Annotated in this window: 11 protein-coding genes and 1 tRNA gene; 2 read left to right on the top strand and 10 right to left on the bottom strand. The window is 56.5% G+C overall.

Annotated elements, in window-relative coordinates; genetic code table 11:
- Nucleotide 1: 1 nt before the first annotated feature.
- Both VQ071_RS00375 and VQ071_RS00370 read right to left on the bottom strand, forming a co-directional pair.
- Nucleotides 2-76 (bottom strand) — tRNA-His (locus tag VQ071_RS00375).
- 243 nt (nucleotides 77-319) lie between these two features.
- Complete coding sequence (locus VQ071_RS00370; protein WP_340511849.1) at nucleotides 320-517, bottom strand: hypothetical protein; 198 nt, start codon at nucleotides 515-517, stop codon at nucleotides 320-322.
- A 332-nt stretch (nucleotides 518-849) separates the two neighbouring features.
- On the opposite strand from VQ071_RS00370, the gene VQ071_RS00365 reads away from it, so the two are divergent.
- The gene (locus tag VQ071_RS00365; RefSeq protein WP_340511848.1) at nucleotides 850-2,163 is read left to right on the top strand and encodes a helix-turn-helix transcriptional regulator; all 1,314 of its coding nucleotides are present in this window, start codon (nucleotides 850-852) and stop codon (nucleotides 2,161-2,163) included.
- Nucleotides 2,138-2,989, top strand: coding sequence for a WYL domain-containing protein (locus tag VQ071_RS00360; RefSeq protein ID WP_340511847.1), 852 nt, complete (start codon nucleotides 2,138-2,140; stop codon nucleotides 2,987-2,989). Before VQ071_RS00365 ends, VQ071_RS00360 begins: the two co-directional genes overlap by 26 nt.
- A gap of 198 nt (nucleotides 2,990-3,187) precedes the next feature.
- Here the strand turns inward: VQ071_RS00360 and VQ071_RS00355 are convergent, their stop codons facing one another.
- The 8 genes from VQ071_RS00355 to VQ071_RS00320 form a co-directional block, all read right to left on the bottom strand.
- Nucleotides 3,188-4,636, bottom strand: coding sequence for a DEAD/DEAH box helicase (locus tag VQ071_RS00355; protein ID WP_340511846.1), 1,449 nt, complete (start codon nucleotides 4,634-4,636; stop codon nucleotides 3,188-3,190).
- 580 nt (nucleotides 4,637-5,216) lie between these two features.
- Entirely contained in the window at nucleotides 5,217-6,260 is a 1,044-nt protein-coding gene (locus VQ071_RS00350) for a glycoside hydrolase family 88/105 protein (protein WP_340511845.1), read from the bottom strand.
- 29 nt (nucleotides 6,261-6,289) lie between these two features.
- On the bottom strand, nucleotides 6,290-8,047 hold the full coding sequence (locus VQ071_RS00345) for a hypothetical protein (RefSeq protein WP_340511844.1): 1,758 nt from the start codon (nucleotides 8,045-8,047) through the stop codon (nucleotides 6,290-6,292).
- A 71-nt stretch (nucleotides 8,048-8,118) separates the two neighbouring features.
- The gene (locus VQ071_RS00340) at nucleotides 8,119-9,726 is read right to left on the bottom strand and encodes an extracellular solute-binding protein (RefSeq protein ID WP_340511843.1); all 1,608 of its coding nucleotides are present in this window, start codon (nucleotides 9,724-9,726) and stop codon (nucleotides 8,119-8,121) included.
- 65 nt (nucleotides 9,727-9,791) lie between these two features.
- Nucleotides 9,792-10,676, bottom strand: a complete 885-nt coding sequence (locus tag VQ071_RS00335; RefSeq protein WP_340511842.1) for a carbohydrate ABC transporter permease — start codon at nucleotides 10,674-10,676, stop codon at nucleotides 9,792-9,794.
- Between the two features lie 2 nt (nucleotides 10,677-10,678).
- A complete protein-coding gene (locus tag VQ071_RS00330; protein WP_340511841.1) occupies nucleotides 10,679-11,653 on the bottom strand; it encodes an ABC transporter permease in 975 nt (324 codons plus the stop codon).
- Between the two features lie 206 nt (nucleotides 11,654-11,859).
- Nucleotides 11,860-14,157, bottom strand: coding sequence for a helix-turn-helix domain-containing protein (locus VQ071_RS00325; protein ID WP_340511840.1), 2,298 nt, complete (start codon nucleotides 14,155-14,157; stop codon nucleotides 11,860-11,862).
- 257 nt (nucleotides 14,158-14,414) lie between these two features.
- Entirely contained in the window at nucleotides 14,415-20,453 is a 6,039-nt protein-coding gene (locus VQ071_RS00320) for a CBM96 family carbohydrate-binding protein (protein WP_340511839.1), read from the bottom strand.
- Nucleotides 20,454-20,507: the final 54 nt, after the last annotated feature.

Here is a 20,507-nt window from a genome sequence, read left to right as displayed (position 1 = left end):
ATGGGGAGACCAACCGGACTCGAACCGGTACTGGCGGATTCACAGTCCGCTGCGTTCGCCTTTTCGCCATGATCTCCATAATAAAATGCGATTGCTGCCGTCGGCCCCGCCCCTGCCCGATGGCAGGAGCGCGCCGCCTCCTTTCTACGTTTTTAATATCGCTTGGAGCGGTATGTACTTTGCAGGGGCCATTGGGTATGAAAAAAAGACCCCTGTCGCCCTCGGATCTTCCTCTAAGGCTGGATTCAGCCATAGAAAAAGACCGCTCGGCTACAAGCAGTCTTTACGGGTACGCATATGTATGCCGTCGCCGGAGGCGTCAGGCTGTAGATAACAACCGACGAACCGAAGCGGGGCTGCGCCTGTAAAGAATGCCCTTATGAGATTGGAAATCAAAATTGTGCGGGTTCCATTCATTGGTCTCTCGCTGGCTTCCGTTGATGCGGGACATCTGGCTGAGATGATCGTGATGTTCGTGATGTTCGTTGCGTTCATAAATAAAGTTTGGCTCGCGCATGGTTTGCACTCCTTTCTTTAATGAAATTAACAATGGATTTAACGGATATCACGGAGGAAATAGGTTGGAAAGGTGGTGCGCGCCTCGACCTTGCAACTGCGATCGAAGCGGTTAGGGTGTCAAACCTAACATTGCCGGTGGACGAAGTAACCCTTCCGTGCGCCTCCATGATGCCGTGACCCCGCTGCCTCTCGGCCCGGCTTCACAACCTGATTTTCTCAGCATTCGTATCGTTCGAACAGGGTGAAAGTATGGCAACGCGTAAAAAGTTTCCATATTCCCCTGATCTTCCGCTTGTTACAATGGAGCAAAGAACGGCTGGAGGTGCGCGCATGGCACGGGAAAGCTTCGACAAAGAGGTTCAGTTTCTTCGCATGCTGGCGCTGGCGGGCGGCGCCTACAGCAGGCAGCAATTCGCAGACCGGCTCGGCATCTCGGTGCATACGTACGACAAGACGCTGCGCTATATCAAGGATATGCGGACGACGCTGTCCTCGGACGCAAGCGGCGACCTGGCCGAAGGGCTGCGCTACAACCATTACGAATCGGCGGACCCGGTGCTGCTCTTCCTGTTCAGGTCCAAATCGCTGAAGGATTCGGAGAGCGTCCGGCTCGCGGTGCTGATCGGCTTGATGCAGGGCGAAGCGCTGACCGCCAAGCAATTGCTGGACGCCTGCAGCGACGGCATGCCGGACGAGTATGCCTGCCCGGACGAGAAGACGGTGCGCGGCGACCTCAAGTATCTGGAGGAGGTCGGCGTCATCCGCCGCCTGGACGGCGGACGGCCGTACAGGTACCGGGCCGACATCGATCTGATCGATCGGCTGGCGGACGAGGAGCTGCTCGATCTGTACGACTTCGTCGATGTGATGGCCAATACGCAGGTACCGGCCGTACAGGGCTATCTGCTGAGGGATACGCTGAAAAAAGCGCTGGCGAGGCGTGGCTTCGGCCCCGACGTCTTCGATGTCCATCTGTACAAATATCACTATCACACGCGGATTCTCGACGAGGCGCATCTGTACACGGTGTTCGAGGCGATTCGAGAACGCAGGCAGCTCACCTTCCTCTACCTGTCGCCCAAGAAGGGGAAAAACTATGCCTCCAAGAACACGAATCCGCTGTTCGAGCGAGAGACGGAGGGCCGGGTGGAGACGACGCTGCCGCTGCGCGTGATCTACGACCATCAATACGGACGCTGGTATCTGATCGGACATAACGCAAGGCTCGGCACGATGAAATACCGCATGGAAGGCGTCACGCAGATAGAGTTGGGCGATGCCGCGGATGCGGAAGCCTTCGACCGGCGGCTTGAAGTCGTTGAGCAGGAGCTGGCGCACAGCTGGGTGACGGACACCCACCGGCGCGTGAAAATTCGGGCGCGGTTCTACAATCCCGGCCGGGCTGGCGCGAACTTCGTGCGCGAGCGCGTCGAGGCGCAGGGCCAATGGGGCGTCGTGACGGACGAGTCGGACGCGACATTCCTGTACGAGATCGAGGTCAACGGCATCTACGAGATCAAGCCGTGGCTGCGCAGCTTCGGCTCCAGCTGCGAGGTGCTGGAGCCGGTATGGCTGCGTCGGGAGCTGATCGCCGAGTGGAAGGAGATTCAGGCTTATTATGAACCCGTTCGAGAAGATCTTTAACTATCAGATTCTGTCGCGGCTGGATGCGGCCGATTCCATCGCGCTCACCGCCCACGAGCGTTCGTGGCTCAAGACGATGCTGGAGCATCCCGCTTCAAGCGATGCCTTCGCCGCGGAGACGCTGTCCGGGCTGCGCGACCTGCTGCGGGGCGAGACCGCCATCGACAGCCGCGAATATATCGCGGAGAAAGCCAGAAGCCGGGAAAGGCAGGTCTATCATCCCCTGCTTCGCCCCCTTCGCCGCATGATCCAGGAAGGGCACGGCATACGGCTCACGTCAAAACTCAAGCATGGCGGCGTACAGGCGAACCAGAGCGGACTGCCCATCAAGCTGGAGTACAATATGGTCAAGCGCGAATGGTACCTGCTCTGGCTCAGCATGCGCGGCCGCGGCCTCATGTCGACCAAGCTGCAGCATATCGTCGCCGCTGAACCTATCGTGCTCGAACCGGCACGCGCCGCGGCGCTGCGGGACCTGGCATCGGCTATTCTCGAGGAGCGCCGGACCTGCGCCGTGATCGAGATCGTCCGCGAGTACAACGCGGAGCTGTCACGGATTCTGTATGCCTTCTCCTGCTTTGACAAAACCGTCAGCTATGACGAGGATCGGGATCTGTATCATATCCGGATCTCCTGCCTGGCCGACGAGAGCGAGTTCCTGCTGTCCAAGATCCGCTTCCTCGGACGCCGGGTCCGCATCGTCGAGGGCGAGCAGCTGCAGAGGCGCATGCGCGAATCGGCTGCATGGGCGCTGGCGAGGTACGAGGGGTCGCCTGACTCCCAGCCTGACTCCCAGCCGCAAGGAGATGCCGGCTCCGCATCATGACGCAACGGGTATAGCCATACCGCACGCCTCCTCACAATGTCCCGGGCAAAACAAAACACCCCGACAAAACGTCCGCAGACGTTCTGTCAGGGTGTGCTTCACCGCTGGAAATATTAACTACATCAAACCTTATTCGCCCGCGCTTCGCCCGCGCTTGGAAAGCTCAAATTTTATAAGCTGCGAAGCTGAAGCGTCTTTCTATTTCTTGTTCGCTACGCCAACCTTCAGCAATTTGCCTTTGATTGTCGTCTCCTGCATCTTGTTCAACACCAGGCGGCCTTTGCCGTTGAGAATATCCACATAGGACATGTTGTCCTCGATCGTGATGATCCCGATATCCTCCGCCGCTACGCCCTCGATCTTGGCGATCGTGCCCACGAAGTCAACCGCGCGGATTTTCTTTTTCTTCCCGCCGTTGAAGTACAGCTTCAGGATCTCCTCGTCCAACCGGGATTTCCCGTCTTTTTTGACGCCTGCTTTGCTCCTGATTTTCGCTTCAAAAGACGCCTTGGCATACGCGACCGCGTCCTTGGAGGGGTTGTTTCTCCTTGGAATTTCAAAGCCGACATACCGCTCCGTGTTGGTTACGAATTTCTCTTCGTTCGGCGTGGCGAAGGAGATCGCTTTCCCCCGGTTGCCGGCGCGTCCGGTTCTGCCGGTCCGATGCACATAGCTCTCGTTTTCCTGGGGAAAGTCGTAATTGATCACAAGACTAATATTGTCGATGTCGATTCCTCTCGCGGCAACGTCCGTCGCTATAAGATAACGAAATGCTCCGCGTCTGAACTCGCTCATTACCTGAGAGCGATTGTCCTGCTCCATGCCCCCGTGGATTCGGTCGCAGGGGTATCCGTGCTTCTGCAGTTCCTTGAACACGACGTCAACCCTGACCTGCGTCCGGCAAAAAATGATGCAGCTGTCCGGGTTCTCAACCGTGGCGACGTCCCTGAGCAGATTCAGCTTGTCGTCGTCCTTCACCGTGTAGAGTGCGTGTTCGATCTGGCTTGTCGTTCTGCCTTCCGTCCGAATCTCGATATCGAGCGGCTGCTTCATATACTTGTGGCACAGGCGTTCGACATCCTTCGGCAGTGTCGCCGAGAACAGCAGCGTCACACGATCCTTGGGCAGCTCGCGAATGATCTTCTCTACCTGTTCGATGAACCCCATGCTCAGCATCTCGTCGGCTTCGTCGATGACCAGGTATTTCACTTGCTCGAGGTCGATCGTTTCTCGCTCGATGTGATCCATGACCCGCCCCGGCGTCCCGACGACGACATGATTTTTATGCGCCAACTGAATCTTTTGCCTGGCAAAGGGCTGTTTGCCGTAAATCGCGGTCGCCTTGATCCGTTTGAATCGGCCGATGTTCATCATATCTTCCCTGACCTGGTCGGCCAGCTCGCGCGTCGGCGTCAGGATCAAGGCTTGCGGACGATTCTCTTCCCACTCCACCATCTCGCAGATCGGAATCCCGTACGCGGCCGTCTTTCCGCTGCCTGTGTGAGACTTAACGGTCATATCCTTCTTCTGCAGTGCGACGGAAATGACTTTGCTTTGCACTTCGGTCGGCTTGACATAACCCATGCTGTCCAAAGCCCGGCGTATGTCATCGCTTAGTTTATAGTCGTTAAAGCTGGGCTCGCTCATACTGATTCCCCTTTGTAAATCTACGATTGTCGGTTCCTCATGATACGATAAATCCCTGTGCTTTACCATCTAAAGACGGACAAGCTGCTGCTTAACGATTACCACCGACTCTGCCGGGCCTGTTCGATCAAGGCATCCCAGTGCTCCCGGGGCGCCCCCGCTCGCCAGCTTCGCCGAACAGGTGCTGAAGCGGTACGAACATCGCCGAGTAGCGTTTCGCCGGTTCTCGCACGATCTGCCGGTATGCCGACATTTTCGTTTCCCAGGCCGCCAACTTCTCATCAAGGGAACCCGTACGCAAAATAAAAGGCTCACACAGCACAAGCCGCGTTTGCGGGAGGACCTTTCTCGTTTTTACGAGGAGATGCATATTGGCCAGCTTGTAGCGGTCCGAAGCGCCTCAATCGCCGATGAATAAAATCGTGTTTTTCGCCGACGTAGTCGAGTTTGTAAGGCGAAGAATGGATAAGGCGTACACAGCTGAAAGGAGGCGGCGCTTTTAACTGCGTCCACATGTGCATAAGTCTGTGCACAACCATGTGCATAGGCTGTTTATATCCTGTTGATAACGTTGCATGGTCTACTCGCGCTCTTGCGACATTTGGGCGAGCAGCATCAGCACCAGGCCTTGCCCGTACAGCGTCGGATATCTCGGGACGTCATTCTGATAGGCCTCGATCGTCGGCATTACCGGCGTGCCGCCGGATACTCCCGTGACCAATCCTTCTGTCGTAATGTAAGGAACAATCGCGCGATAGGCATGCTCCGCCCGGGCCGCGTATTCCTCTTCATGGAGAATCAGCTCCACCTCGATCGCCTTCAGAAGGCCATAAGCGATGCCGGCGCTGCCCGACACTTCCCTGTAAAAGTCGGGCCGGTCCAGCACCGTGCTCCACAGCCCATCCGGCTGCTGGCAGCTGATGAGCCCGCTCATCAAACGGCCGAATCGCTCCTTCAGCTCCTGCGGCATGTCCACCAGTCCGGCAATCTCCGCTACGATCAGCGGGACGCCTGCGGCAATCCAGGCGTTCGCCCGCGTCCAGCGCGCGCCCGACATATGGTCGCCCGAGGTGCAGTTCCAGCCGTGGAACAGCACGCCGGTCTGCGGGTCCTGCAGCAAGCGCAGATGGATGAGCACCTGCTTCAGCGCTTCCTCGGCGTAAGCCTTGCTGTCGAGGAGCGAAGCGGTTCGCGCCAGGAACAGCACGGCCATGAAGATCGTATCCGCCCACACCTGCTCGGAAAATGCCACGTTTTCCGTCACCGTATGCTCGAACGCTTCTTCACGCGTACGCGGCGCTTCATGCAGCAGCCATTCGGCGACGCGCACCGCTTCCTCCTTGAATCCGGCATCGCCCGTCAGCCGGTACAGGCCCGGGAAGATGGCAAACGGTGCGATGGCGTTGATGACCGCTTTTCCTTTGGCCTTCGCCTCATTGCGCTGCACCCAATCCAGCAAGTACGCAAGCACCCGCTCGTCGCGTGTCGCCTCGTAATATTCCAGCAGCGCGACCACACCCACGCCCGGGACCCAATCCCAGTGATCGATATCCATGCCCCAATTACCCGAATGATCCTGTATCATTTGCCGCCATACTTTTTCCGCATAAGCTTCAACCATCATGCCCACCGTCCTTCTTAATATTGCGACACTTACACCAACAGCTCAAGACGACTGGCCGGTTTTTTGGCTAATTCAAGACTTAGAGCAGTCTGGCCTTCCGGCATTTGTCTCGTTGCCTGCACGGTAAGTTCGCGAGGAAGAAGGAATACTTCCGGACCCGCCGGCCGTTCATTCGCTTCATTCGCTTCATCCGATAAGGACAGTGCAAAAAGAAACAGCGCTTCGTTCATGCCGTGGAAGTCAACCTCTCTGACGCTTCCCTCGTACAGGACCAAATCGAGACATGAAGTCCCGTTTTCCGTACGCGTCTCCCACCGGAACGGACCAAAGCCCGACATCGCGCCGTACAGCCCGCTGACGATCAAACTCGTCTTCCCGATGACCGTCTCATACATGTCTTCACCGCGCTGCGTCCACGCAGGGGCCCGCCCCGTACAGCCGATCTCCAGTCTTATTCGCAGATCGGCGGCGTTCATCTTCCCGTGAATCGGATCGAGATTGACATGCGTGTCGCCGCCATCGAGCGCGAACTGAATGCCGTACAGCACGGAACCGCCTTGTTGCGTGCCCTTGAATACAGCCGAGCAGAAATCGTAGCCGTCATGCAGAACGCGCAGACGAATATAGCTGCGTTCGTTATTCTCCGCTCCCGCATAAGCCAATAGATTGCGGCATTGATTCCACATGACATTATGATTGAAGGTTCCCAGCGCATATGCTTCGGCCATATACGTGTAAGCCGTACGCGTCCGGAATTCCGGGCTCGGCGGCAGGTCCTGGCTCAGCTCGCGTGCCGAGGGCAAGTCGGTGAACAAGCTTCTGAATGGGTGCGGACAATGCACGCCGTGGCCGAACCATTCGGGATTGTACCGGAAATCCGCCTCGCGAATAAGCGGGACCTCTCCGTCGCAAGCCGCGTACAAAAACGACAAATGCGTCGGATCCAAAAAGGAGGAATACGAACGCGCATGAGGACCGGACCATTCCTTGAGGATGGGGTGGAAGTGTTCGGCAATCATCTGCCATGTCGATTCCAGCAGCTCGGACGTCATGCGGTAAGCCGACTCCGTCAGCGTATACGTGGCAAGCGCCGAGAGTTCAAGGATGGCGATCGTACTGTAGGGCGGGCTATTGTACTCTAAAAAAGCGCCTGCTTCCATCGTATACGCATACAATCGCTGCAAACGGGCTAAGCCGTATTCGAAATAACGGGAGACACCCAACCTTTCTCCGGCAATGAGCGTGACGAATGCCCCCATGATCGCGATATTGGTATACGCGGGACCGACATTGCGTCTTATGATGGCTTCGCAGCTATGGCAAATGGCCTGACGGACCGCAGCATGCAAATCTTCCGGCAGCCGCTCGCCATGACGAATGAGCACGAACAGCAGTCTTTTGCCGATGAAGTCGGCCCAGTTCCAATCCGGCGGCGCCATGCGCGCGAGCGGCTCCTCCCAGAACCATGACCATATCCCATAGGTAGGGGACTCGGGATTTTGATCTTGCAGGCCCACAATCTCATTAATGATGTCGAACGCGCGCTGTTCGTACTTCTCCCCGCCCGCATCCAATAAAGCAAGCGCATAATCCGTCGTTTCTCTCGTCGGATGAATATGCTCCGCGCTCTTAATCGTCGTATGGTAGCCCGGACTGGAAAAGGGACAGCGCAGCATCCGGTTGTCGGAATTGTACCGATCGTGCAGCTTGACCAGCTCTTTTTCAAAAAACGGCAGCCATTTTGCATCGGATTCAAGGTTTTCTATATTCCCGTTGTTAAATGTCATCTTTGGCTCCGCTCCTATAGAAAAGTGAGCCGAAGGGCAGATCGGCTCACTTTCTGGTTTACTTTATTGGTTTACTTCAATTGATCCTTATTGGCTTGATACCATTCGTTCACGAGCTTCTCCACATTCTCGCCGCCCAGCCGGTTCCATTCCTTGCGGATCTCGGTCATGCCGGCATCCGGGGTCATGGCTCCGGTCACGACCTTCGTCTCGATCTGCACGGCGATCGGCGCGAAGGTGGCGACCAGTTCGCTTACTTCCGGCAGAGACGGATTGTACGCGATATCGCGGCGATATTTGTTTTTCATGGCGACGCTGAGCGAATTGGCTTTTTCCTGCGCATATTCCTGGGAGATCGCATCGGCAGCCGCCATCGTCGGGAACCATTCGGGCTTCAGCGCATACTGATTGACGACCGCGTATTCGGACGCATAGGCGACCTCTTGTTTAAACTTCGCGGCATCGATCGTTTGAGGCACGCCGTCGACCAGCTTGTAATGCACGTTTTCCTCGCCGTACTTCAGCGGCTTCCAGCCCTCGTCCAGCATCCAGTCCAAATACTTGATGGCAGCCTCGATCTTGTCTTCCTTCATCTGATTGTTGAAGGTCACATAGATGTTGGCAGGCGTCTCTTGATACAGGCCGGACTTGCCGTACTTGGAGGCGACCGGCTCCATGGCCGTCATCTTGGCGGTCGGCACGTTTTTCTTCAAGTCCATAAATTCATTTTCCATGTTCCAGGCGCCCAACATGATGCCCGCTTGCCCGGTCGTCCAAAATTGCGTGGCGCGCTGGAAGTTTTTGTCCGTAATGTACTCTTTGTCGATTAAGCCTTCGTCGAACAATTGCTTCTGGAATGCCAGATAATCCTTGGTCCGGTCGTTTACTCTGCCGAACTCCAGCTTGTCCCCTTCCAGGTACCACTGGTTCTCGTGGGTTTGGAAAAACGATCGCATAATGGTGTTGCCGTTGCCGTTGAACACGATCGGAACGGTATTTTTCTTGCCGTCGCCGTCCGGGTCCCCGTCCCTGAACTTGCGGGCGACTTCAATCAGTTCCTCGATCGTCGTCGGCGCCTTCAGGTTCAGCTTATCCAGCCAGTCCTGCCGAATCCAAATTCCGTGATTGGCGATCGATTCCGGTCCGCGAACGCTTGCAACCGCATACATTTTGCCGTCGATGTTCAGATACGATTTAAGCTCGGGATGCTCATTCAGGTAGCTCTTATACGTCGTGCTGTACTTCTCGATATAATCGCCGATCGGCTGGATGGCGCCGTTGTTCGCCAGCTGCGCGATGTAGTTCCGGTCATAGTCCCACATCAGATCGGGCGCGCTGCCGGAGGCGATTAACGTATTTAATTTGGTTTGCGCTTCGTTGCGGGGGACGGGCACCCACTTGACGGCGGCGGGCGCATTTTCGTTAATCCATTTGGTCCAGCGGTTGTTCTCGTAGCTTCCCTCGTCAGCCGCAACCTGGCCTCTGTCGAACATGGAGACGCTGATATCGACCTTTTTGCCGCTTGCCTTTCCCCCACCGCTCGTTGCCGCGCTGCTTGCTCCCCCTGCGGACGGCGAAGACGAGTCATTGCCATTCGAATTCGAACTGCAGGCTGTCAGTGCCGAAGCGGTCAACCCGGCAGCCATCAGCATGGTGAGCACCTTTTTAGAAGTCTTCAAACCCTTCATCCCCTTTAAATTTGTTAGAATCTATATCTAGTGAGGAGATTATCCTCATCATGATATCAACCTTTGACAGAGCCGATCAATACGCCTTTGACGAAGTGCTTCTGCAGAAACGGATAGAGGCACAGGATCGGGGTCAGCACGATGACAACAGCCGCCGCCTTGATCCCTTCGGGGGTCAGCATCACCTGCGCAGCGCCCTCGCTGCCCGCTCCGCCGTTCAGCAGGCTGGCGTCTACTTGCTTGATCATCTGATACAGCTTGAGCATCATCGTCTGCAGGTTCGAAGAGGTGATGTAGAGCATCACATTAAAATAGGAGTTCCACCAGCCGACCGCATAGAAGAGCGACAGGGCCGCCAGAATCGGCTTGCATAACGGAAGGACAATTTGCAGCAGTATTCTCCAATCCCCCGCGCCGTCGATGGAGGCCGATTCCATAATCTCTTCCGGCAGGCCCTCCATAAACGACTTCATGACGAACATGTTATAGGTGCTGATCAGCGCAGGCAGCCACAAGGCCCAGAAGGAATCCATCAGCCCAAGCGACTTGACCAAAATAAAACTCGGAATGATGCCCGCGCTAAAGATCATCGTCAGGGTAATGAACATGAGCAGCGGACCGCGGCCGTACAGTCTGCGGCGGGACAACGGAAATGCGGCAAGCACGGTCATAATCATATTCAGAAAGGTGCCTACGACGGTAACGATGACCGTGTTCACCATGGAGCGCAGCAGTTGACCGTCTTCGAAAAGCCGTTTGTACGCCTCTACGTTAAACTCGACCGGCCTGAACAATACCTCGCCCGAGGAGATCGCGCGGCTGCTGCTGAACGATGCGGAGATTTCGTACCAGAATGGAAATAGTGCGATTAAAGAGAGCAGACCGAGCAACACATAGTTGCCCCATTCCCATAGCGACACGCTTTTTCTCGATAGTCCCACGGTCACCATAGCCCCCTTTCACCAAACAAACGAATAATCTTGTTCACGCCGACAATCAGAATCAGTCCGATCAGCGACTGGAAGAGCCCCAGAGCGGTCGTATAGCTGTAGTTCATATTCTGAAGACCGATCCGGTACACATAGGTGCTGATGACGTCCGCCACATCCAGAACGGCATCGTTCTGAAGCGCCAGCGTCTGCTCAAGCCCGGCGTCCATCATGCTGCCCATGCGCAAGATCAACAGAATCGCAATCGTGCCTCTGATGCCGGGCAGCGTAATGTGGAAAATCTGCCGCAGCTTCGACGCGCCGTCGATACGGGATGCCTCATAGAGCTGAGGGTCGATCGAAGCCATCGCAGCCAGATACAGGATCGTGCCCCAGCCCGCTTCCTTCCAGATGGAAGACGCCGTATACGATACCCGCCACCAGGTCGAATCCGCCATAAAGTAGATTTGCTCGATCCCCAGCAGCTTCAGGAGACCGTTCACGACACCCGTACTCGGGGACAGCATGGCGATCAGGATGCCGCCCAGCACGACCCAGGAAATAAAGTGAGGCACGTACAGCAAATTTTGCACGATTCTTTTGTAGCCTTCGATGCGGACTTCATTGAGCAGCAAGGCCAGCACGATCGGAACGGGAAAGCCGAATACGAGACTGTACACATTCAGCAGCAGCGTATTGCGCAAAATTCGCCAGAAGTCCGTACTATGGAACAGCGAGCGGAAATGCTTCAGGCCGACCCAATCGCTGCCCCAGATGCCGTCCGCGAACCGGTAATCCTTAAACGCGATGATCTCGCCAGCCAAAGGCGCGTATTTGAAAATGAAGTAGAACGCGACAACTGGCAGCAGCATGAGATACAAGTTTTTGTCCCGCATCAATCTGCGCCGCATGAGCTGCCCTTTGGAAAGCGTGGAACCTTTATGTATGATCAACGATTCTTTTGTGGATACAGGCAAGCCCTCTTGCATGCATGATCCTCCTTTCGGCTGGTTGGAATTCCTCTGCCAACGAGCCTAATCATAGGCAAGATCGGAGCTGTGCGATACAGACTTGTTATGAGGTCGGTCGCAAAAATTGAATAAATGGCGTGTAACAAAACTTACGCTAGGTTCATTTTTATCGTCTGACAAAAAAACAGCCCTTCTTTGGAGAAGAGCTGTCCCGCAAATATCGTTCAGTTCGCTTTGTCGCTGTGGCTAAGAACCCATTCCCTGTACTCCGTAGGCGTCATCCCCGTGACCTTTTTAAAGGTGCGCATGAAGCTTCGGCTGTTCGCGTAACCCACGGACTCCGATATATCATTGATCTTGATATTGCGATCCCTCAGCAGCAGCTTGGAAGCTTCAATGCGGATCTCGATGAGGTAATCGATAAAGTTGCCCTCCGCATGCTCTTTGAACAGCTTGCTGATATACGTCGGATTGAGATTGAATTCATTCGCCAGCAGATCGAGAGAGAGGCCGCTATCCTGATAATTCGCTTGCACGTACGCCAATATTTTGGTCATCGTATCGTTTTTTCCGCGTTGACTGCGCCTCTTCTCGATGCTGCCCGACAAGTCGGTCAGGACGCCGCCTACGAATTGCTCGGTTTCCCGCCAGCTCTCGCATTGCAGGATTCGTTCGTACATATTGCCGGCCTCGGCCAGCAGCGCCCCCGGATCGATGCCGACCGACTCCGCCGTCTGCATGGAACGCATGACCAATTCGAAGGAGAACTGGCGAATCAGGTCCGGAGAGAGATTGACCCGCACGGCTTCCTGGTACATGCTGCCTAGCAAAGACAACAGCTTCTTCGCGTCGGTCAGCTTCAGCGCGTCCTGGATCTGGCCGATCAACTGCATGATTTTGTAGTAATCCTGATTGTCCGGCACCTGCAAGTCCTCAATGGAGACGACCGTGTGGCTGCCTGTCAGCATTTTGTACCTCAGGGCCTGCTGAGATTCCTCATAGGACAAGGGGACATGCTCCATCTCCTTGTAGCATTTGCCGACGCCCGCCGTTACGATCAGACCGAACTGCTTGTGCATGACATCCAGAATCTGCTCGAGGAGCGCGATGGCCCGGAGGTGGTTGTGCGCCTCGTCCCCGTCCGGAAAGCTGAAGACGATCGCGGCGCGCCCTTCGCCGACGTCGATGGCCGCGCACGACACTTCCCGGTTAATGATTTCTTCGGCGACGTTGCAGGCCGCATACGTATACAGGGCTTCGTCCTTCGATTTCATGCCGCCTTCTTTGGTGATCTCGATCGTACTTACGACGAACCACTCGGGCAGCAGACGAACGCCGATATAATCCAACTGATGCTTGACTACCGCGTATTCTTTCCGGTAACCGACCAGAATGTCCATGATCATTCGCCATTTTAAGATCGGCCTGGAGTTCCGCACCTGATGCTCCAGATTCGCCCGATCCTCGAACATTTGCTCAAAAATATGCTCCAGATCGGACATCCGTTCGCCATACTGCTTCCCCGCATGCGTCTTCGACAGTTTGCGAAGCAGACGATCCACCGGTCTGAACGTCCAGCGGTTGACGTAAAAAAGCAGACCGAACGCAAACACGCATATGATGGCCGCAAATACGAGCAGAAAGTTTCTCATCACCGTTAACGGACGGTAGGCCTGGTTCTCGGGCACGATGCTGACAATTTTCCAGCCCGTCTTCAGAGAATGGTGATAAAACACCGATTGGTTCACGCCATCCAGCTTAATATTAATCGAGCCGTCTTCCGGTGCAGCCAGCAGCTTCTGTATGTAAGGCAGTTCCTTCATATTGCTGTACAGCTTGCTCTTGTCGTCATGGGTGACGACATTGCCCTTGTTGTCCAAAACAAACACATGGCCCTCAAAATTGCGGTCGAAGACGTCGTGAACCAATTGATACAGTACGTCTTCCTTCATATTAAGCGCCAGCAAGCCTTTTCTGAATCCGGGCGCGCTCAGCGCGGGATACGGGCGGATGAGCGTGACCACATCCTGCTTCACCGCCCCGTTCGAGATCGGATGGGTCGGCAGCCATTTGAAATAGCCGGACATATCGATATAGTCGGTCAACCATCCGTATTCGGACATTTCCTTCTGCTCGAACGTCGTCTCCGTCAAGATCTGACCGCTGACATCCGAGTACAGCATGATCGACGAGAACCGGAGATTGCGGTTCATGAAGGTGCCGATCTTCGTGTTCAGCGCGTAAAAGTTGGTGTACCGATGCGAGTCGTCGTTGTAGCTGTTGTTCATGTAATAGACGATCTCGAGCTCGTTGCTGAGCTGAAGCAGATCCTCCTCCGCCCGTTGAAACTCCATATCCAGCTTCTGATCGATCTGCTTGAGCAAAGCGATATTCGTGTTTTTTAGCTGACCTTGCAGGGGCCCGACAGCCCCCCGGTAAGACAACAAAAACGTCAGCGAAATGATCGTAAAAAGTACGATGCCGTAGATGAGCATGCTTTTGCTTGATATGCTAAGCTTCAATGAACAAAACCTCGATTCTACAAAAGTTTGTCAAATCCAGGCGTGATTTAAATATAGATCATTGTAATCACTCTAATGCGGATGATGACCGTATGGAATAGACTCATTATGAGGCGTGTCCCATAATTTGAAAATGATCGATTCACAGAACTTGCACTGCGTGCATTATTTTTAGGTCATAGACATAAAGAAGGTACCGCTCTCTCCATGGAATCGAGGAGCGGTACCTTCTCTGTTAAAGGGTTCTGCGGCGCTGCTTAACGGATCGTCAGCTGCTGGAGCATGCCCAGCAGCTTCGCGGCTTCTTCGCGCGAAGCCATATCCTTCGGTGCGAAGCGGCCGCCGGACTTGCCGCCGATGATGCCGGCTTGCTGCATCGTCCGGGCCGCCTCCGCTGCGAAGGCGGCAATGTCGGCGCGATCTGCGAAGTCGCTCGCAGGCACCGCCTGCGGCAGGCTCAGCTTCATCAGCGCCGCGTAGCGAACGAGCATCGTCGCCATCTGCTCGCGCGTGATGTTCGCTGTCGGCGCAAACGTGTCGGCGGTCACGCCATTGGTAATGCCGTTGGCGGTCGCCCATCGCACGGATTGGGCATAGTAGCTGCCCGGCGCCACGTCGCGGAATGCGGACGCTTCGGTGCCGTCCAGCTTCGCGCCGGCCATGCGCGCGAGCATCAGCGTGAAGTCGGCGCGGGTGATCGAGGCCGCAGGCGAGAATTGACCGGCCGCCGTGCCGTTGATGATGCCGCGTGCCGACAGATACGTGATGAAGTCTTGGGCAAAGCTTGCCGCCGTATCGCGGAAGCGCACCTTGTCGTAGCCTACCGCATATGGCGAGAAATGAGTGACGTTAAACATCAGCATGCCGCCGGCTGCGTCGTAAATGCTGTTCGTAATTTTGACGAGCTCGCCGTTTGCTGCCACATAGTAGGCCAGGATCGCGTTGACATCTTCGCCGGCTGCCGGCTGATAAGGGATGTTCACCTTGACCGAGCCGCCGTTAAAGGAGCTTACCTGGGTGCCGCCGGCGGTAATCGTCAAGTCGAAGATCGGACGGCCGCCTACGGCCGATTCCAGCGCTTGCTTCGCTTGCGGCGTCCATCCTTGCGCGACGGCGGCGGCATCGACTTTCTGAATCGATACGTCGACCGTGCCGCTGCCCGCACTGCTTTGAACAGCCTTCAGCGCGTCTGTGTCCAGCGACAGCCGGGCAAGCCCCGCGGATATCGTCAATGTGTCCGCATCGCTATCGGCGATCTTGGTCCATGCTTCCGCGGGCACGCGCACGATGGCCTGCTTCGCGGCCGCATCGACCGTCGCCTTGATTTCCAGCACGGCGGCTTTGTCTTTGTTGCGTACGGCGGCCAGCTTCGCTAGGGCATCCGTAATTTGCTGATTGGAGACGGCTGCCGTAGCTTTGCCTTCGGCATCCGTCGTGCTCTTGACTTCGGTTGTCGTGATTACCTGGTCCGGCTGCTCGACGCTGGTCGGCGCATCAGGTGCAGGCGTGCTTGCCGGGCCGCTCGAGCCTGGGCCAGGACTGCCGTTATCCGGGTTGCCGTTGTCCGGATTACCGTTGCCGTTATCCGGGTTGCCGTTGCCATTGTCCGGGTTGCCGTTGTCCGGGTTTCCGTTGCCATTGTCCGGGTTGCCGTTGTCCGGGTTGCCGTTGCCGTTGTCCGGGTTGCCGTTGCCGTTGTCTTCGCCGGCTTTACGGTTTACGGTGATTGTGTAGGTTTTGCTTGGCTGCCCTTGCGCCGTGACGGCAACGGTAATCGAGTTGTCGCCCTCTTGCAGGTCGACCTGCGCCGTTGCCGCACCGACGGCCGGGCTGGCGCCATTGATGCCGATCATCGCTGTAGGATCGACGCTGCTCGCCGATACGCTCGTTTTGTCTACGTCGTTCGCTACGCTTAACGAGTAGCTCAGCTGCGCCGCGTCGAAGGCCGGCGTCAACTCGCCCGCCGAGACGGACAATGCCTTCAGCTCGGCGCTATGCTCCGTCTCGGGCTCCTTGCCGCCGACTGGCGCCATCAATTGAAAGGCACGGAACAGTGTCGGGTCCTTCCCGCCTCCGATTCCGGAGCCCCATTCGTAATAGCCGTCCCGGATGCCGTTATCGTTTTCGTTGACCAGCATCGAAAAGCTCAGCGTGTTGCCTGCTGCGGGCACGATCGGCGTGAGCTCCCGCCAAGGCATTTTCAGCCGATACTTTGTAATATGCTGCTCCTCGTCGCGGGTAATTTTCAGATCCATATCGCCGTTGTCGTGTACGCCCAGCGTCGTGCCCGCAGGTCCGTTAAAGAAGTAAATTTGCGGCCCCTGGTTCGTCATCGAGATCCCGATCTCGTAGTAGAAGGTCGCCATTCCCGGAATGCTGTCCTCTACGCCGAATTGAATGCTGTCGTTTTTCCAAATCTCCTGCCCGACGAACGGATACTGGAACGTGTCATCCACGATATCCGCGTCCAAGTAGAAATTCGTCTCGTCGTAGGACAGACTGAAGGTACCGCTCAAATCGTCCTTGCCCGTGTAGCTGTCCGCCGCAATCCGATTCGTGCCGGTCGTCACATCGATCGGAGCAGGCACCGCGCCCTCCTCTTTATAGACGACCCGGTTGAAATCGATCGAGCTGACGATATGGACCGGATTGTAGCTGTCCAAATAGACGGTCACGTCCAGCGGATAGGACTTCCCTTCCTGAAGGCCCGGCAGGACGACGGTGTGCACGTCAACTTGGGTCGGCGCAATCGTCTTCGACGGAATAGAACCGGATGCGCCGCCGATCGACCAATCGATCTTGGCCAGTCCGAGCGGCATATCGGCCGAATTGTTGTCGATCAGGATCTGCACGGACGGATCCGCTCCCGGCGTTGCCGCCACGACCGGCTTCACCTGAATGTTGTAAGGCTTGCGGAACGGAATGTCCGCGGTAAGCAGACCGATTTGTTTCCCCTCTGCGGACATGAGCTTCCCGCGGACGGACAGACTGCCCTCCCCGTCCATGCCGGGTACGCGAATGTCAATCGTCTTCACGGCGCCCGCCGCCACATCGAACGGATAGCTGTGTCCGCCGATGTCAAACGTTCCCGAGACCGCGGCACTCTCTTTGTTGTCGACGGTCAGCTTCAGCTTGCCGTCTTCCCGCATCAGGGACGACTCGCCGGTCAGCTTAAAGGTGCCGTTCTCCGCGATGCCGTCGATCGCGCCGCGAATGTAGGACGGTTCTCCGTTCAGCGTCATATACACCTTGCCTTGAACCGGCGTATAGACCGTCTCGTTGCCCATAAAATCGACGACGCGAACCGGAGACTGCGAGCGAATGACGACGGATTTCGGCTGTGTCGCCCAGACGACGCGCACATCCTCGCCTTTTTGCTTGAACAAATAGTGATAGTACGAGCCCGCCGCCGACAGATTTTTATCGAATACAGCTTCCGACAGCTGACGGATCATGACGGCAAATGCCGTGTACGACGGTTTAGGCGTGTAGACGCCCAGCTTATCGTTTTTATTGCGCACGAGCCCGAAGTTGTCTTCGTTGTACGTCGCATTCGTACCGTCGTTCATCAGATCGTACCAATATACTTTCTCGATGCCGTTCGCGAGAGACAGCACGAAGGCGCGCACGAGATCGTCGGCCGATTTTTTCTCGCTGACGCCCGATAGCGTCGCGTGGGTCGGCCAGCCAATTTCGGAGATCCAGAGCGGCTTCGTTTTCCCGCCGTTGTATTTGCGGACCAGCGCGTTCACATCGTCAATCGACTTCACGATCAGCTCGGGATCGTTCGGATACACATACGGATGGAACGAGACGACATCCATATAGTTTAATCCGCCCAGCTTCATGACGGACTCCATCCAGGACAACGGCACGCCTGCCGTCGACATCCCCACGACGGTCGTATCCGGATGAGAGGCCTTCACCGTTTCATAGGTTTTTTTGAGCAGCGGGAAGTAATACTCCGGCTTGGAATCTGCCGGCCCCGTCCCTCGGTCCCCGAACCCGATGTTAAATTCATTGAACACCTCGATTTGTTTCAAAAAGCGGGTATATCCCGGATCTGCGGGATTCGCCCCGTTGTACGCGTCCAGAACCGCTCTGGCATGATTCGCGAAGCCCTCGCGGCCTTCATCGGTATACGGCGTGCTGTTCTGGTCGTACAAAGGATTGTTAAAGGCTACATCCCATAGCTGATCGATTTTTTCTCTGCGGAAAGCGTCCATGTACGCGGCTGCCGCGGGCGACGACGGGACGGTGTAGACGCCCTTCTGCGGCTCGACGGAATTCCATTCGGAGGCGTCTCTGACGTTTTTGATGCCGGCTCTGACGACCAGCTCCGTCAAGCTCGCATCCCAGCCTGTCGACGTTCTCGCCAGATGGGAGTTCACGCCGAACGGGGAATCGCTGAGTTGACTCATATCGAATGGCGTCAATACCGCAAAGGCTGTCTCCAGCACGATCGGCGTGCGGCCGTCCGCTTCGGCCGAAGCCGTCAGCGTGAAGTAGCCGCGAAGCGTCGACGGGAAAGTGATCAAGGCTTCACCGTTCTGCGTCAATGCGACGCCGGATGCCGCTGCGCTCCCCCACACGTCGGTTGCGGTCCACGAGACGGACGTCCTGCCTGTCTGCACCTTCATGCTCAGCGCTTCATTGCTCAGATAGACGTTGCCGAGATGGCTTTGCAGCAGCTTCGTTTCCAGCGTGTTCACCGTGGCATACGGACCGTCGGCGCTCCAGTCCGCGCCTTTGCCGGCTTCCACCCTGATCGTATACGACTTGCCGACGGCAAGACCGGATACTTTGTAGCTCGTCGTGTCGGCGCCTACCGTGTCGACCAGGATGCCGTTCGCATACACGCGGTATGCATCGGCACCGGTTGCAGGCGCCCAACTGAACTCAATCAAGTCTTCTTCGACATGGTTCATCGTCAACTTCGAGGCTGCGCCCCACACCGGAGCCGACGGATTCGCTTTTGTCCTGGTGATGCGAAGATAAGGCTTGTTGGCCGCATTCTCCTTGCTGTTGATGCCGACATTGAGTCCGGCCTCCACCTCTTGGCGAATGAGGAAGCTGGCAGCCTTGTTCGCCGCTCGCTGCCCCTTCACGTACGCGGTGACATCCAGCGCATACCATTGAGGCGTGCGGTTCGCGGTGAAGGCCTGGAGATAGTCGCGCACGCCAGGCCGCGTATTCCAGGTTACCTCCTGCTCGCTCCACTGCTCCGTATCGGTGCTGTACAGATGGTTCACGATATCCGTACCGGCGGAATCTGTTAATGTAGCATAAACGTACAAGACGGCCGATCCCATGTCCTCCATGGCGGAGTCGAGATCGAATTTCATCAGCGTTTCCCGGGTCAATTCCGCGTTGTTCTTTTTAACGATCATCGTCGGCTCGCTGCCGAAATTGAGGTCCGCCTTGGCACCGGCATTGACGTAGGCGTCATCCGTCGGGGACAGCTTCTGCTCCGTGAGCGACAGAGAGACTTGCTTCTGCAGTCCACCCTGCGTCCAGTTCCAGGCATAGTCGGCAGCCTCGATGCGGAAGCTGTAGTCCGTGCCTGTCAGCAGGTCGGCGACCGTATATGTGTTGACCGACGCCGGAACGCTGGCCTTCAGCACATCGTTGGCATAGATGCGGTAACCGGCTATTCCCGATGGGTCATCCGCCTGCGGCCATTCCAGGCGCACGGTGCTCGTCCCTTGAAGGACGGCGCTTAGCTGAGCGTTGTTCGCCCAGGTCGGAGACTGAACGTCCCCCGCTGCGGCCGGCAAGTATGTAACCGTCAGGTAAGGCTTGTTCGCAGCCTCCGAGCTATTCAGCGAGATCAGGCAGTTGGCCACGCTCTCGTCGATCAATCCGATGCTTGCCGTCATGTCGGCGAGCTGCTGCGCGCCCATATAGGCCGACACGTCGGTGGAGTACCATTTCGCCGCTTGCTTGTTCAGCAGCGTCATCGGACTCGCGATCGCAGCGTCCTTGGCAGGTTTTGTTCTCCAGGTAATCCCGGCTCCCGACCATGTATCGTCGGCTACGCTGTAGACGGCCAAGCTGACCGACTTGCCGGTCGCTTGCCCGCCATCGTTGACCGCGCCGTACAGGTTCAGGCTCGCGCCGGTGATCAATCCCGGAACGGCGCTTAGGTCAAATTTCAGATACGATTCCCGCTTGTCATTGTCAATGCTTGTGTTGATGTTCTTGACTTGCAGCTCATTGGGCGTCGTTGTCCCGAACTTCGTATCCGCATTGGTGCCGCCTCTGACGAAGGCATCGTCCGATGCATAGACTTGCATGGTGACAGAGGTCGGCTCCGCTCCGCCTGCAGCAGCGGACACCCGGCCTGGATA

The organism is Cohnella sp. 56, from assembly GCF_037963805.1.
Classification (GTDB): domain Bacteria; phylum Bacillota; class Bacilli; order Paenibacillales; family Paenibacillaceae; genus Cohnella.
The sequence above is the reverse complement of the archived record's forward strand: the minus strand, read 5'-3'. Positions and strand labels throughout refer to the sequence as shown.